We start from the raw sequence: 12,715 nt of genomic DNA on the forward strand, positions 1-12,715 counted from the left end.
GCGCCGCGATCCGCGCGACCCTGTGGTCATGAACTCTGTTGATCTGAAAGCGGCGGCCACGTTCATGGTCACCCAGGCGCGGCTGCTCGACAAGCGGCGTTTCGAGGTGCTCTTCCAGGACGGCGACCCGGAAGCCGCGCTCGCCGCGCTGGAGGGGTATCGCAATCCCGATGGCGGCTATGGTCACGGGCTCGAACCGGACTGCCGCTCGGTGACCAGCCAGCCCGGTGGCGCGCTGCACGCTTTCGAGGTCTTCGCCGACATCGGCCCGGCGACCAGCCCTCGCGCCGTCGAACTCTGCGACTGGCTCACCTCGATCTCCTTGGCGGACGGCGGGATCCCGTTCGCCTTGCCGATCCCGGATCCGTTCGGCAGCGCGCCGTTCTGGGCCGGTGCGGATCCGACGGTCTCGTCACTGCAGATCACCGCGATCGTCGTGGCCACCGCGCACCGCGTCGCGGCCCATGATCCGGTGGTCGCCGCGCATCCCTGGCTCGAGACGGCCACCCGCTACTGCCTGGACGAAATCGACAAGCTCGATGAGGCGCCGCACGCGCTCGTGCTCGCCTTCGCGATGAAGCTGCTCGATCGACTCGGCGACGCACGCCGGGTCGAGCAGCTGGGCCGGTATCTCCCGGAAGACGGCCTCCTCGCCGTCGCTGGCGGGATCGAGGGCGAGACGATGCGGCCGCTCGACTTCGCTCCGGATCCGGAAGGCCCGGCGCGCAAGCTGTTCAAGCCCGACGTCGTCGAGGCGGATCTGCGGCGGCTGGCGGGCGCGCAGCACGACGACGGCGGCTGGCGGGTCGACTACACCAGCTATTCGCCCGCGGCGGCGCTGGAGTGGAACGGGCTGTTCACCGTGGGCACGCTGTCGCTACTGCGAGAGAACGGCTTACGGTAGGCGGCGCAGGAACTCCGGGGGAACGGCGGCGGTGAGCCAGACTCCGTTGGCGCTCACCTGGAACTCGTGCCCGGCGGCCGTCATGCCCGCCGAGTCGACGGCGAGCAGGACCGGGACGCCGCGCCTGCCCCCGACGGCCCGTGCGGTGTCCACGTTCGCCGACAGGTGCACAGCGTGCCGCTTCATCGGCCGGAGCCCTTCGTACATGATCGAGTCCAAGAACCGGGACACGGTCCCGTGGTAGAGCACGTCGGGAGGGATGGCGCTGGGCAGCGCGAGGTCGACGTCGACGCTGTGCCCTTGGCTGGCGCGGATCCGCGACCCGCTCTCGTCGAAGGCGAAGCGTCGTTTGTCGTTGCCTTCGACCACCTTGTCGAGCTGGGCGCGGGTCAGGTTCAGGCCGTTCCGCCGGAGGGCGGCCAAGAGGGTGTCGACTTCGACCCAGCCGTCGGGGGTGAGGGTGATGCCGATGTCGCCGGGTGCGTGGCGCAGATGCCGGGAGAGCCGTTTCGAGGCTCGGATGAGGTGTTTGTCTTCCATTTCGCGTCCAGTGACGCATACCCGGCACCCGCGTGGCAACGGAAATTCAGAAGCCGCCTTCCGAGGCGGGACGCAGTTTCCCCGCTCCGGGGCCGAACCGGGACATCTGGTCGTCGGCGTTGTAGAGCCCGCAGCTGCGCAGGGACAGGCAACCGCAGCCGACGCAGCCGGTCAGCCTGTCCCGCAGGCGCTGCAGCGCGTCGATCCGCGCGTCGAGTTCGTCCTGCCAGCCCCTCGAAAGCCGCGCCCAGTCGGCCTTGGTGGGGGCGTGATCCCGGGGTAGCGTCTCCAGTGCCGCGCTGATGTCGTCGAGGCTGAGCCCGACCCGTTGCGCGGCGCGGATGAAGGCGATCCGGCGCAGCACCGAACGCGGATACCGGCGCTGGTTGCCCGCCGACCGCTCCGAGCTGATCAGCCCTTTGTCCTCGTAGAAACGCAAAGCCGTATGCGGCACGCCGCTGCGGTCGGCGACCTGCCCGATGCTCAGATGTTCAGCCAATCTCGTCACCACGCCAGGCTAGCCTTGACTTCGACCTAAGTCGAGGTTGCATCCTCGGTTCATGACCACTGACACCGAAACCGGCTACGAGGATCTGCCGCGGCTGATCTCGCTGATGACCGGGGACGAGAAACACCAGGCCGCGGCGGAGTCCACTGTGGACGTGCTCTGGGTGCTCTACGACCGCGTGCTCGGCATCACGCCGGAGACCTTCCGCGACCCGGGCCGCGACCGCTTCCTGCTGTCCAAGGGTCACGGTCCGATGGCCTACTACGCGGTGCTGGCGACGAAGGGCTTCATTCGCGAGGACGAACTCGCCGACTGGACCTCGGCCGAATCGCGGCTGGGGCATCACCCCGATCGCGTCCGGCTGCCCGGCGCCGAGATCGCCAGCGGATCGCTCGGCCACGGGCTCCCGCTGGCCATCGGCACGGTGTTCGGCCTGCGTGCCAAGGGTTTCCGTGACGCCAAGGTCGTCACCCTCGTCGGCGACGCCGAACTGGACGAAGGCTCCAACCAGGAGGCGATCGCGGTGGCGGGCCGCGCCGGGATGGCGCAGCTGACCGCCGTCGTCATCGACAACTCCTCGGCCACGCACGGCTGGCCGGGCGGGATCGCCCGCCGGTTCGAGGTCGAAGGCTGGGCGACCCGGACCGTCGACGGCCGCGATCACGACGCCCTCTTCGAAGCCTTCACCGCACCCCATCCGGACCGGCCGCTCGTCGTGGTCGCGACAGTCGAGCGAAAGGCCTGAAACCATGAACATGCGCGAAACCTTCCTCAACGCCACGGCCGAAGTGCTCGACACCGACCCGAACGTCGCCGTCGTGCTCGCCGATATCTCAGCGGCACAGCTGGCGTTCGCCGCTCGCAAACACCCGGACCGCGTGCTCAACGTCGGCATCCGCGAGCAGCTGATGATGAGCACCGCGGGCGGCCTGGCGCTGGCGGGGATGCGCCCGATCGTCCACACCTTCTCGTCGTTCCTGGTGGAGCGGGCGTTCGAGCAGGTCAAACTCGACCTCGGGCACCAGGACGTCGGCGCGGTGCTGGTCTCTTCCGGCGCCTCCTACGACATGCCCACCGCCGGGCGGACCCACCAGGCGCCCGGGGACGTCGCCCTCATCGACACGCTGCCGGGCTGGACCGTGCACGTGCCGGGGCATCCCGAAGAGGCACGGCGGCTGCTGCTGGAGTCCATTCCGGGTAACGGGCGCGTCTACCTCCGGCTTTCCGCGCAGGAGAACGCGAAACCGCATCTGGGCGCGGGTTTGCAGACGCTGCGCGAGGGCACCCGCGGTGTGGTGGTCGCCGTCGGGCCGATGCTCGACCGGGTGATGGAGGCGACCGAAGATCTCGACCTCACCGTGCTCTACACCTCGACGATCCGGCCGTTCGACGCCGCCGGGCTGCGCTCGGCCGTCGACGCCACGGGCAGCACCGACGTCGTGCTGGTCGAGCCCTATCTGGCGGGGACGTCGGCGCGTTCGGTCTCGGACGCGTTGTCCGAAACTCCGCACCGGTTGCTCTCCTTGGGGGTCCGGCGTGACGCCGAGGTGCGGATTTACGGCGAAATGGCCGATCACGACCTCGCACATGGCCTCGACGCCGGCTCGATCACCTTGTCGGTCAAGGAATTCCTCCGTTAGCGTCGCCGTATGACGAAGATCCCGTCGATCCGGCCGCTCGCGCTCGCCGTCGTCCGCCGCGGTGACGACCTCCTCGTGTTCGAAGGCCGTGACGAGGCGAAAGGCGAGACCTACCACCGCCCGCTCGGCGGCGGGATCGAGTTCGGGGAGACCGCCGCCGAGGCGGTGCACCGCGAGCTCCAGGAAGAACTCGCGGCGGACCTGACCGCGGTCGAGCAGATCGCGGTATTGGAGAACGTGTACACCTTCGAGGGCAGGCCGGGGCACGAGATCGTGTTCTTGTTCACCGCCGAGCTGAGCGACAAGTCGTTCTACGAGCGCGACGAGGTCGGCGTGGTGCTCGACGACGGCGCGCGCGTGCACTGGCTCCCGATGGAGGATGTGCTGAGCGGTAAGGCGATCCTGTACCCGGACGGGCTCGCGGACCTCCTTTCAGCGCAGGAGTGACCGCGGCGTCGGCGCCAGTTCCAGCTGCCGCCAAGGACGTTCGAGCCGTCCGGCGAGTTCGGCGCCGGCGCGATCGAGCAGCTCCCGATGCGCGGCCAGCGCATCGGCGTCGGCGAACTTCGCGAACCAGACGAACACCGTTTCGTTCTCCCGTACCGGAAGGCGGGAAAACGTGTTCTCGGCCGGCTCGGTCTCGAACCGGCCGAAGGTGTCCACATCGGACTCTCGTAGCACCGGATCCACAGTGTCGGCGAAGAACTCGGCGAAATCCTTGACCGGCCCGGCCGGATGGCACACCGTCACCAGTACCCGTGAATCCGGCGAGTCCGGCGTGTCACCGATGGACGGCCGCGGCGCGTCCGGAGCGGGGAAACCCGGCCCGGACGGCCGCAGCAGCAGGACGTCGGAGGCGTCGATCATCGTCTCGTTCGCCGCCGGGCCGTGTTCGCGCCACACCGGCCCGAAGTAGAACGACTCCAGCGCGGCCTTCCTCGCCGCCATGTCCCGGAAACCGCGCAGCCAGACGAACTTGTCCGGCTCGGCCGGTTCACGGAACTGGCCGAACAGGTGCATCCCGGTCGCTTCCTGGGTCTCCACGAACTCGCGTTCGAAGAGCTCGATCAGCTCGTCACGCCGGCCAGGATGCAAGGTGTACCGGCGCAGCTCGACGATGGACTGGAACGCGGCGAAATCGGTCATGCGCGGACCCTAGAGGCCCGCACTGACAGTTCCGGGTGGTCAGCGGAAGGCGGCGAGCCCGGTGACGGCCTGGCCGAGCGAGAGCGCGTGCATTTCCTCGGTGCCTTCGTAGGTCAGCACGGTTTCCAGGTTCGACATATGCCGCATCACCGGGTATTCCAGCGAGATCCCGTTGGCGCCGAGCATCGCGCGTGCGGTCCTGGAGACCTCCAGGGCGGACCGGACGTTGGCGAGCTTGCCGAAGCTGACGTGGTTGTGGTGCAGCGTGCCGGCGTCCTTGAGCCGCCCGATGCGCAGCGCGACCAGCCCGGAGCGGTTGACCTCGACCAGCAGGTCGGCGAGCTTGCGCTGGGTCAGCTGGAAACCGGCCAGCGGTTTGCCGAACTGCTCACGGCTGAGCGTGTACTCGAGCGCGGATTCGTAGCAGGAACGAGCGGCGCCGACGACGCCGAACAGGATCCCGTAGCGCGCTTCGTTCAGGCAGGACAGCGGCCCGCGCAGGCCGCGGACCTCGGGGAACGCCGCCGAATCGGGCAGGCGGACGCCGTCGAGCACGAGTTCGGCGGTCAGCGACGCCCGCAGCGAAAGCTTGTGCTTGACCTCGTTCGCGGTGAAGCCCGGCGTGCCGGTGGGGACGACGAAGCCGCGCACGCCCTCGTCGGTCTGGGCCCAGACGACCGCGACGTCGGCGACGGTTCCGTTGGTGATCCACATCTTCGTGCCGCTCAGCACCCAGTCCGAGCCGTCGCGCACCGCGCGGGTGCGCATGCTGCCCGGGTCGCTGCCGGCGTCCGGTTCGGTCAGCCCGAAGCAGCCGAGCGCCTCGCCCGCGGCCATCCGCGGCAGCCACTCCTGCTTGTGTTCTTCGGTGCCCCACTTGTGGATCGCGTACATCGCCAGCGAGCCCTGCACCGAGACGAAGCTGCGCAGCCCGGAGTCGACGGCCTCGAGTTCGCGGCACGCGATGCCGTAGGCGACCGCGCTGGTCCCGGCGCAGCCGTAACCTTCGAGGTGCATGCCCAGCAGGCCTAGCTCGCCGAACCCCTTGGCGAGGTCGGCGGCGGGAAGGTTGCCGGTTTCGTACCAGTCGGCGATGTTCGGAAGGAGCTGGTCCTGCGCGTAGGCGCGGACAGCGTCCCGCATGGCCCGGTCCTCGGCGGAGAGTTCGGCGTCGAGATCGAGGAAATCGCGCGGGTCCGGGCTGGTGCTCATGCGGTCACTCCTGGGCGGGCTCGGTGGGACGTGGCTCTACGAAGAAAACCACACACGAGACCGGAGTCGGGTGTCAACGATCGGGCCATCCGGTGGTCTTCGTCACCTGAACCGATGCCGACGCCGCCATGCCGGGCGCGGACCGCTGCTTCTGGGCGGGGATGAGCAACTCGGCGAACGTCGGGATGGGGACGCTGTCGATGTCGTCGCGCCAGGCGCGAAGCAGGCAGGTCAGTTCGTCGGCATCCCGCATCGTTCCTCCAGAAGCGCAGGCGGTCCCGCGACGGCCCGTCACTCGGCTGGGAACTACCCAGAAGAGTGGCGGTCGAAACAGGGAATCGGGTGAAATTCTCGTCCGCTAACCTGAACGGCGTGGCTACTCCTCGTGTGGTGATCCTGGACTACGGGTCCGGCAATCTCCGGTCCGCCGAACGCGCGGTTCAGCGTTCCGGCGCCGACGTCGAGGTCACCGCCGATCCCCATGCCGCGCTCGAAGCCGACGGCCTGGTCGTACCGGGTGTCGGCGCCTTCTCCGCCTGCATGGAGGGCCTGCGCTCGGTGTCGGGGGAGAAGATCATCGGCAAGCGTCTCGCCGGTGGCCGGCCCGTGCTGGGCATCTGCGTCGGCATGCAGATCCTCTTCGAACGCGGCGTCGAACACGGCGTGGAGGCCGAGGGCACGGGCGAGTGGCCGGGCACGGTCGACCGGCTGGAAGCCGACGTGCTGCCCCACATGGGCTGGAACACCGTCCGGGCGCCCGAGGACTCGCAGTTGTTCGCCGGTCTCGACGCCGACGCCCGGTTCTATTTCGTGCACTCCTACGCGGCGCGGACCTGGGAACTGGACTCCGGCCTGGCCGGGCAGCAGCCGAAGGTGACCTGGGCCAACCACGGCCAGGACTTCGTCGCCGCGGTCGAAAACGGGTCGCTGTGGGCCACCCAGTTCCACCCGGAGAAGTCCGGGGACGCCGGCGCCCACCTGCTCCGCAACTGGCTGCAGACCCTCTAAAGCCCTGATCCGGGCACCGCTTAGAGTGTGGCCCGTGACTTTCACGCTCCTTCCCGCCGTTGATGTGGCCGATGGCCAGGCCGTCCGACTCGTCCAGGGCGAGGCCGGCACCGAAACCTCCTATGGCAGCCCGCTGGAGGCGGCGCTCGCCTGGCAGCGCGACGGGGCGGAGTGGATCCATCTGGTGGACCTCGACGCCGCCTTCGGCAAGGGCTCCAACCGCGAGCTGCTCGCCGAGGTCGTCGCCAAACTGGACGTCCAGGTGGAGATCTCCGGCGGCATCCGCGACGACGCTTCGCTGGAGGCCGCCCTGGCCACCGGCGCCCGCCGGGTCAACCTCGGCACCGCCGCGCTGGAAGACCCCGCGTGGACCGCGAAGGTCGTCTCCTCCTACGGCGACCGCGTCGCCATCGGGCTCGACGTGCGGATCACCGAGGCAGGGCACCGGCTGTCCGCCCGCGGCTGGACGCAGGACGGCGGTGACCTCTGGGAGGTCCTCGACCGCCTCGACCGCGATGGCGCGCAGCGCTACGTCGTCACCGACGTGAGCAAGGACGGCACCCTCCAGGGCCCGAACATCGAGCTGCTCCGTGAGGTCGCCGCCCGCACCGACGCGCCGGTCATCGCCTCCGGCGGTGTGTCCAGTGTGGACGACCTGCGGGCACTGGCCGCGCTGGCGCGCGACGGCGTCGAAGGTTCGATCGTCGGCAAGGCGCTCTACGCCGGCGCGTTCACCCTGCCCGAGGCGCTCGCGGCCGTCGCGGAGTTCTGAGCTTTACCTCCGGGGTAATCGACGCGCCGCTCGCGCTCGGTCAGGATTCCTTCCAGACACCAAACCTGGAGGGACACCATGACCGCCTACGGAATCGCCCACCTTCGCCCCGCCGACGTGCTGGCGGAAGAGGTCTTCGAGTACATGGAGCGCATCCAAGCCACACTCGACCCCTTCGGTGGCAAGTTCCTCGTGCACGGAGCCGCGCCGCAGGTCGTCGAGGGGGAGTGGCCGGGTGCGCTGGTGATGATCGAATTCCCCAGCCTCGAAGTGGCCCGCGAATGGTACGACTCGCCCGCTTACCAGGAGATCGTGCACCTGCGGGCGGACCACATGCCGGGCGACCTGATCCTGATCGAGGGCTGCGGGCCGGAGCACGACTCGGCGGCGATGGCGGCGGGGTTGCGGGCGCTGCAGGCGGTTTGAGTGCGCGTGGGGTGTGTCATGAAAGGGTCTTTCAGGACGAAATTTGTCCTGAAAGACCCTTTCATGACACTTCGTGAGAGCGCCGCCTACTCGGCCAGCTTGACCGCGATCCCCACCGTCCGGTCCTTCGGTCCCCGCAGCTTGCTGAAGAACATCGTCACCCGTCCGGTGATCCCGTACTTCCGCGCGATCGCCTTGCGCACGTGTTCGGTGGCGTCGAGGTCGAGCAGCCGCGCTTCGCCGGACACGACGTCGCCGTGGGTCTGCTTACCTCGAAGGTCGCAGGCCTGGACCTTGACGCGGCCGCTGTTGCGGATGCGCTTGACCTTGCCCGCTTTCCGCTCGGACCAGAGCACCAGTTCACCGCCGTCGCCCGCGGCCCAGACCGGTGTCGGCACCGGGGTGCCGTTCTTGCGGAAGGTGGTCAGGACGACGTACTTCTCGGCGGCGAGCCGCTCGAACTCCGATCCCATGTGGAGAGTTTACGGTGTTCGACAGACTAGGGCGTTCGACGGCGCAGCGTGGCCGCGCCGAGGACCAGTGCCGCCAACGCGCAAGCTCCGACGATGATCAGGTTCCGGATCAGGGTGGCGTCCACGGTGCCCGAAGTGGTGACGCGAGTGAGCGCCTCGACGGCGTAGGACAGCGGCATCACGTCGGACAGCCAGTTCAGCAGCCAGCCCATCTCGCCGCGCGGCACGAACAGCCCGCACAACAGGATCTGCGGCAGCACGAACACCGGCATGAACTGCACCGCCTGGAACTCCGTGCGCGCGAACGCGCTCACGAACAAGCCGAGCGCCATTCCGAGCAGGGCGTCGAGGACGGCGATGAGCAGCAGCATCCCGATCGAACCGGCGATGTCGAGGCCGAGCCAGGCCAGCGAGACCCCGGCCGCGATGCCGACCTGCACGACGGCGATCGAGCCGAACGCGATCGCGTACCCGAAGAGCAGGTCCAGCCTGCCGATCGGCAGGGTCATCAGGCGTTCCAGGGTCGCCGTGGTGCGTTCACGCAGTGTGGTGATCGAGGTGATCAGGAACATGATCAGGAACGGGAAGACGCCGAGCAGCGCGGGCGCGACGCGGCTGAACACCGCTTCGGAGTTGAAGACGAAGCGCAGCAGCACCATCAGCAGTGACGGGACCACGATGAGCATCGCGACGGTGCGCGGATCGTGTCTCAGCTGGGTGAGGATGCGGCGGGCCGTGGCCAGGGTCAGCGTGGGGTTCATGACGGGGTCACCTGGAATTCCGCACAGCCCGGACCAGCCGCAGGAAAGCCTGTTCCAGATCGGTCGTGCCGGTGCGCTCGCGCAGCCCGGCCGGGGTGTCGTCGGCGAGGATGCGGCCCTCGCGCATGAGCAGCAGCCGGTCGCAGCGGGCGGCCTCGTCCATGACGTGACTGGACACCAGCAGGGTCGCCCCGCCGTCGGCGAGACGGCGGAACAGCGTCCAGAGTTCGTCGCGCAGCACGGGATCGAGGCCCACGGTCGGCTCGTCGAGGACGAGCAGTTCGGGTTTGCCGAGCAGCGCGACGGCGAGGTTGGCGCGGTTGTGCTGGCCGCCGGAAAGTGAGCCGACGAGCTTGCCGGCGTGGTCGGTGAGCCCGACCTCGGCGATCACCCTGTCCACATCGGACGTCGGCGCGCGCAGCACGGAAGCGAAGTAGCGCAAGGCTTCCGTGATGGTGAGATCGGCGTAGATGGCCGGATTCTGGGTCGCGTACCCGATCATGCGGCGCAGCGGCGGGCTGCCCGCCGGATGGCCGAGCACGGTGACCTCGCCGCTCGCGACGATCTGCACGCCGACGATCGCGCGCATCAGCGTGGTCTTGCCGCAGCCGCTCGGCCCGAGCAGGCCGGTGATGCGGCCGCGCGGCGTCTCGAACCCGATGTCCTTGACGACCTCCCGGCCACCGCGGACGACCCGCAGCCCGGCCACGGAGAGCGCAGAATTAGTCATGCGTTTAATTCTGCGCCCGTTGAGAACCGCGCGTCAAGGGTGAGCTCCGGTAGACGCGTGAGGGCCACCCTCAGGGACTCAGAGTCCCTGAGGGTGGCCCTCACGCGCTTTGAGGCTCAAGGCACCAGGACGAGCTTGCCCCGGACGTGGCCCGCTTCGCTTTCGTCCTGGGCGGCGGCCGCTTCGGCGAGCGGGTAGACCCGGGCGATCGGCACGTCGAGCTTGCCTTCTGCGGCGAGCGCGGCGCCGTCGGCCAGCGAGCCGGGAACCTGCTCGGCCGCGCTGCCGGTGGTGAAGTGGACGCCGTGGTCGGCCGCGTCCGGGGCCGCGATGGTGACGACGCGTTCCGGGCCGCCGGTCAGCACGACCAGCGTGGCCAGCGAGCCGCGGCCGGAGGCGTCGAGGGATGCGTCGACGCCCTGGGGCGCGACGGTGCGAACGCGGTCTTCGAGTCCTTCGCCGTACTGGACGGCAACGGCTCCCAGGGAACGCAGGTAGTCGTGGTTCCCTTCGCTCGCCGTGCCGACGACGGTGATCCCGCGGGCGACGGCGAGCTGGACGGCGATGGTGCCGACACCGCCCGCGGCGCCGTCGATGAGCAGGGTCTCGCCTTCGCTCAGCTTCAGCAGGTTGAGTCCCCGGTAAGCGGTGTTGACGACGGAGGGCAGGGCCGCGGCCAGCTCCCAGGACAGCGCGTCGGGCTTGCGGACCAGGCTCGCCGGATTCGCGAGCACGAACTCCGCGTACCCGCCGTTGCCGGAACCGAGGACTTCGTCGCCCACGGCGAACTCGGACACCCCTTCACCGACGGCGTCGACCACGCCGGCGATGTCCCCGCCGGGGACGGCGGGGAAGTCGGTCGTGACCATCCCGGCCATCAGCCCGGAGCGGACCTTCCAGTCGAACGGGTTCACCCCCGCGGCCTGGACGGCGACCCGGACCTGGCCGGGGCCGGGCTCGGGGATCTCCCGTTCGAGGACTTTCAGTACCCCGGAGTCGCCGTACTCGGTGAACGCGATGGAGCGGTAGGTGTCCGTCATGCCGTCGACAACCCCCGCCCGCCCGCCCCTATTCCGGCGGTTTCCCGACCCAGCCGTAGTCGCCGGGGATGACCTGCAGGCTGTCGGCGATGTCGAACAGGGTGGCCTGGTCCCGTTTGCCTGACACGGTGAGCCAGCGCCCGCCTTCGAGCCGGACCGCTATCGCTCCGTTCTGATGTCCGAGCCGCCCTTCCCGCTCCGGGAGGTAGGCCCCGTCGAGACCTCTGACCTTGAGGGGGACCGGTGTCGCGCCGTCCGTGGCCGGCGGTTCGCCGCTGAGCGACGCCGTGACGACCGCCGCCGCGGTGGGCTGCCCGGCACGAGTGGCTTCCAGTTCGGTCGCGCCCCCGGTGATCTTCATGAACGTCTTGACCCCCGACAGCTCCAGGTCGGCGGGCAGCCGGCCGAACCGCAGCTCACCCGAGACCCGGGCGCGGCCGTCCGGGACCATCGCTTCGGCGATCCGTTCACCGACCGCGCGCGGATCCTTGACGTTGAACAACGTCAAGCTCAGCAGGTAGACGTCGTCGGGAGACCAGGTCAGCATCATCCCCTGGCCGTAGACCTCGGCGGCCATACCGACCTTGCCGTGCACGATGATCTGGTTCGGCGCGGGCGCGATCGTCCACGGTCCGGATCGCTCGTCGCTCAGCGGTGTGCTGATCAGCTGGAGGTTGCCCATCTCCGGGCCGATCCAGGTCCTCTCCTGAGGTGCGGGATAAGGTCTCGCACCCCGGCTCGACTCCGTGAAACCGTCGGGGAGCCAGCCGGGTTTGTACGGCAGTACCGCCCAATCGGCGTTGCGCTGCGACGCCGGGGGAATCGAGGTGTAGGCCCGCAGGCCCAGCGGAACGCCGAGCGCGATGATCGCGACCGCCGCCGCGACCAGTGCCAGGGCCATTTTCGGCCGGCTTCGCGATCGCCGGGTCAGCGCGTCGCGGATCTGGGCCCCGTCGGGCGCCCGCGTCGCCAGGTGTTCGAGGCTCTCCCGGATCAGGTCCTCGGTGTTGTCATCACTCAGTCGGGTCATTTCCGGGCTCCCGTGGGCTGTGCGGGTGTGGCGGGGCCGGTTTCCCGCAGCGTCGTGAGCGCGCGCGAGATCTGGCTGCGCACGGTCGACGTCGCGCAGCGGAGTACCGCGCCGATCTCCTCGTCGGAGTAGTTCTCGTAGTAGCGGAGCACGACCGCGGCACGTTGTTTGCGCGGGAGCTTCGCGAGCCTGTCCAGCATCGCTTCGCGTTCGTCGTACTCGAGGGTGTGATCTGAGACCGGCGGGCTCACCAGATCGAGCATCTCCGGCGACGACGGCACCGCCCGGCGGGTGGCGAGGCGCCGTCGCCACGACAGGTACTCGTTGGTCACCATCCGGCGGACGTAGGTCGGCGGCGAGTCGATCTTCGGCCAGCGTTGCTGAGCACGCAGCAGCACCTCCTGCACGATGTCCTGCGCCAGATACGGATCGTCGGTCAGGACGGTCGCGTAGCGCAGGAGCCCGTCCAGGCGATCCGCGACGAACTCGTCGAAGGTCGCAGGCACGTGTCCCCCTCAGCCGGTG

General features: G+C 69.2%; 18 protein-coding genes. 7 read left to right on the forward strand and 11 right to left on the reverse strand.

The annotated features are described in order from the left end of the window. The first annotated feature begins 28 nt into the window (after window positions 1–28). On the forward strand, window positions 29–904 hold the full coding sequence (locus tag ACLJRL_RS35420) for a hypothetical protein (protein WP_410660725.1): 876 nt from the start codon (window positions 29–31) through the stop codon (window positions 902–904). On the opposite strand, the gene ACLJRL_RS35425 is transcribed toward ACLJRL_RS35420, so the two are convergent. Then, the gene (locus tag ACLJRL_RS35425) at window positions 896–1,444 is read right to left on the reverse strand and encodes an RNA 2'-phosphotransferase (protein WP_410660726.1); all 549 of its coding nucleotides are present in this window, start codon (window positions 1,442–1,444) and stop codon (window positions 896–898) included. The genes ACLJRL_RS35420 and ACLJRL_RS35425 overlap by 9 nt on opposite strands. A 46-nt stretch (window positions 1,445–1,490) precedes the next feature. Next, window positions 1,491–1,952, reverse strand: a complete 462-nt coding sequence (gene soxR, locus ACLJRL_RS35430) for a redox-sensitive transcriptional activator SoxR (protein WP_410660727.1) — start codon at window positions 1,950–1,952, stop codon at window positions 1,491–1,493. Between the two features lie 52 nt (window positions 1,953–2,004). Here soxR and ACLJRL_RS35435 point away from each other — a divergent pair, with 52 nt between their 5' ends. From ACLJRL_RS35435 to ACLJRL_RS35445, 3 genes are read left to right on the forward strand one after another with little or no spacing between them, the layout of a single operon-like run. Further along, a complete protein-coding gene (locus ACLJRL_RS35435; RefSeq protein ID WP_410660728.1) occupies window positions 2,005–2,697 on the forward strand; it encodes a transketolase in 693 nt (230 codons plus the stop codon). A gap of 4 nt (window positions 2,698–2,701) precedes the next feature. After that, a complete protein-coding gene (locus ACLJRL_RS35440; protein WP_410660729.1) occupies window positions 2,702–3,592 on the forward strand; it encodes a transketolase family protein in 891 nt (296 codons plus the stop codon). A 9-nt stretch (window positions 3,593–3,601) separates the two neighbouring features. Further along, a complete protein-coding gene (locus ACLJRL_RS35445; RefSeq protein WP_410660730.1) occupies window positions 3,602–4,039 on the forward strand; it encodes an NUDIX hydrolase in 438 nt (145 codons plus the stop codon). Here ACLJRL_RS35445 and ACLJRL_RS35450 read toward each other — a convergent pair. From ACLJRL_RS35450 to ACLJRL_RS35460, 3 genes are all read right to left on the reverse strand, one after another. After that, window positions 4,025–4,738: an NIPSNAP family protein gene (locus tag ACLJRL_RS35450; protein WP_410660731.1), complete on the reverse strand. Its 714-nt coding sequence runs from the start codon at window positions 4,736–4,738 to the stop codon at window positions 4,025–4,027. The two genes, ACLJRL_RS35445 and ACLJRL_RS35450, sit on opposite strands and share 15 nt — an antisense overlap. A 39-nt stretch (window positions 4,739–4,777) precedes the next feature. Then, complete coding sequence (locus ACLJRL_RS35455) at window positions 4,778–5,950, reverse strand: acyl-CoA dehydrogenase family protein (protein ID WP_410660732.1); 1,173 nt, start codon at window positions 5,948–5,950, stop codon at window positions 4,778–4,780. Between the two features lie 73 nt (window positions 5,951–6,023). Then, the gene (locus ACLJRL_RS35460) at window positions 6,024–6,203 is read right to left on the reverse strand and encodes a hypothetical protein (protein WP_410660733.1); all 180 of its coding nucleotides are present in this window, start codon (window positions 6,201–6,203) and stop codon (window positions 6,024–6,026) included. A 134-nt stretch (window positions 6,204–6,337) separates the two neighbouring features. On the opposite strand from ACLJRL_RS35460, the gene hisH reads away from it, so the two are divergent. From hisH to ACLJRL_RS35475, 3 genes are all read left to right on the forward strand, one after another. Next, window positions 6,338–6,958, forward strand: coding sequence for an imidazole glycerol phosphate synthase subunit HisH (gene hisH, locus ACLJRL_RS35465; RefSeq protein WP_410660798.1), 621 nt, complete (start codon window positions 6,338–6,340; stop codon window positions 6,956–6,958). 34 nt (window positions 6,959–6,992) lie between these two features. Beyond that, on the forward strand, window positions 6,993–7,730 hold the full coding sequence (gene priA / locus ACLJRL_RS35470) for a bifunctional 1-(5-phosphoribosyl)-5-((5-phosphoribosylamino)methylideneamino)imidazole-4-carboxamide isomerase/phosphoribosylanthranilate isomerase PriA (RefSeq protein ID WP_410660734.1): 738 nt from the start codon (window positions 6,993–6,995) through the stop codon (window positions 7,728–7,730). A gap of 78 nt (window positions 7,731–7,808) precedes the next feature. Then, window positions 7,809–8,156 carry a DUF1330 domain-containing protein gene (locus tag ACLJRL_RS35475; protein WP_410660735.1) on the forward strand — a complete coding sequence of 116 codons (348 nt, stop codon included), beginning with the start codon at window positions 7,809–7,811 and terminating at the stop codon, window positions 8,154–8,156. A gap of 86 nt (window positions 8,157–8,242) precedes the next feature. Here ACLJRL_RS35475 and ACLJRL_RS35480 read toward each other — a convergent pair whose 3' ends face one another. From ACLJRL_RS35480 to ACLJRL_RS35505, 6 genes are all read right to left on the reverse strand, one after another. Beyond that, on the reverse strand, window positions 8,243–8,629 hold the full coding sequence (locus ACLJRL_RS35480; RefSeq protein ID WP_410660736.1) for a PPOX class F420-dependent oxidoreductase: 387 nt from the start codon (window positions 8,627–8,629) through the stop codon (window positions 8,243–8,245). A gap of 26 nt (window positions 8,630–8,655) precedes the next feature. Beyond that, window positions 8,656–9,390 (reverse strand): ABC transporter permease, encoded by a 735-nt coding sequence (locus ACLJRL_RS35485; RefSeq protein ID WP_410660737.1) that lies wholly within the window; start codon window positions 9,388–9,390, stop codon window positions 8,656–8,658. A gap of 7 nt (window positions 9,391–9,397) precedes the next feature. Beyond that, window positions 9,398–10,120 (reverse strand): ABC transporter ATP-binding protein, encoded by a 723-nt coding sequence (locus ACLJRL_RS35490; RefSeq protein WP_410660738.1) that lies wholly within the window; start codon window positions 10,118–10,120, stop codon window positions 9,398–9,400. A gap of 116 nt (window positions 10,121–10,236) precedes the next feature. Beyond that, window positions 10,237–11,160 (reverse strand): NADP-dependent oxidoreductase, encoded by a 924-nt coding sequence (locus tag ACLJRL_RS35495; RefSeq protein ID WP_410660739.1) that lies wholly within the window; start codon window positions 11,158–11,160, stop codon window positions 10,237–10,239. Between the two features lie 28 nt (window positions 11,161–11,188). Continuing rightward, window positions 11,189–12,190, reverse strand: coding sequence for a hypothetical protein (locus ACLJRL_RS35500; RefSeq protein ID WP_410660740.1), 1,002 nt, complete (start codon window positions 12,188–12,190; stop codon window positions 11,189–11,191). Beyond that, entirely contained in the window at window positions 12,187–12,696 is a 510-nt protein-coding gene (locus tag ACLJRL_RS35505; RefSeq protein WP_410660741.1) for an RNA polymerase sigma factor, read from the reverse strand. The genes ACLJRL_RS35500 and ACLJRL_RS35505 overlap by 4 nt, the downstream gene beginning before the upstream one ends. Between the last annotated feature and the right edge of the window lie 19 nt (window positions 12,697–12,715).

The sequence above is a fragment of the Amycolatopsis sp. lyj-112 genome (assembly GCF_046549055.1).
Lineage (GTDB): Bacteria > Actinomycetota > Actinomycetes > Mycobacteriales > Pseudonocardiaceae > Amycolatopsis.

Bases quoted from the DNA above. Each gene is read 5' to 3' on its own strand.
- ACLJRL_RS35420 (WP_410660725.1), top strand. From the start codon at position 29: ATGAACTCTGTTGATCTGAAAGCGGCGGCCACGTTCATGGTCACCCAG.
- ACLJRL_RS35425 (WP_410660726.1), bottom strand. From the start codon at position 1,444: ATGGAAGACAAACACCTCATCCGAGCCTCGAAACGGCTCTCCCGGCAT.
- ACLJRL_RS35435 (WP_410660728.1), top strand. From the start codon at position 2,005: ATGACCACTGACACCGAAACCGGCTACGAGGATCTGCCGCGGCTGATC.
- ACLJRL_RS35440 (WP_410660729.1), top strand. From the start codon at position 2,702: ATGAACATGCGCGAAACCTTCCTCAACGCCACGGCCGAAGTGCTCGAC.
- ACLJRL_RS35445 (WP_410660730.1), top strand. From the start codon at position 3,602: ATGACGAAGATCCCGTCGATCCGGCCGCTCGCGCTCGCCGTCGTCCGC.
- ACLJRL_RS35450 (WP_410660731.1), bottom strand. From the start codon at position 4,738: ATGACCGATTTCGCCGCGTTCCAGTCCATCGTCGAGCTGCGCCGGTAC.
- ACLJRL_RS35455 (WP_410660732.1), bottom strand. From the start codon at position 5,950: ATGAGCACCAGCCCGGACCCGCGCGATTTCCTCGATCTCGACGCCGAA.
- ACLJRL_RS35460 (WP_410660733.1), bottom strand. From the start codon at position 6,203: ATGCGGGATGCCGACGAACTGACCTGCCTGCTTCGCGCCTGGCGCGAC.
- ACLJRL_RS35475 (WP_410660735.1), top strand. From the start codon at position 7,809: ATGACCGCCTACGGAATCGCCCACCTTCGCCCCGCCGACGTGCTGGCG.
- ACLJRL_RS35480 (WP_410660736.1), bottom strand. From the start codon at position 8,629: ATGGGATCGGAGTTCGAGCGGCTCGCCGCCGAGAAGTACGTCGTCCTG.
- ACLJRL_RS35485 (WP_410660737.1), bottom strand. From the start codon at position 9,390: ATGAACCCCACGCTGACCCTGGCCACGGCCCGCCGCATCCTCACCCAG.
- ACLJRL_RS35490 (WP_410660738.1), bottom strand. From the start codon at position 10,120: ATGACTAATTCTGCGCTCTCCGTGGCCGGGCTGCGGGTCGTCCGCGGT.
- ACLJRL_RS35495 (WP_410660739.1), bottom strand. From the start codon at position 11,160: ATGACGGACACCTACCGCTCCATCGCGTTCACCGAGTACGGCGACTCC.
- ACLJRL_RS35500 (WP_410660740.1), bottom strand. From the start codon at position 12,190: ATGACCCGACTGAGTGATGACAACACCGAGGACCTGATCCGGGAGAGC.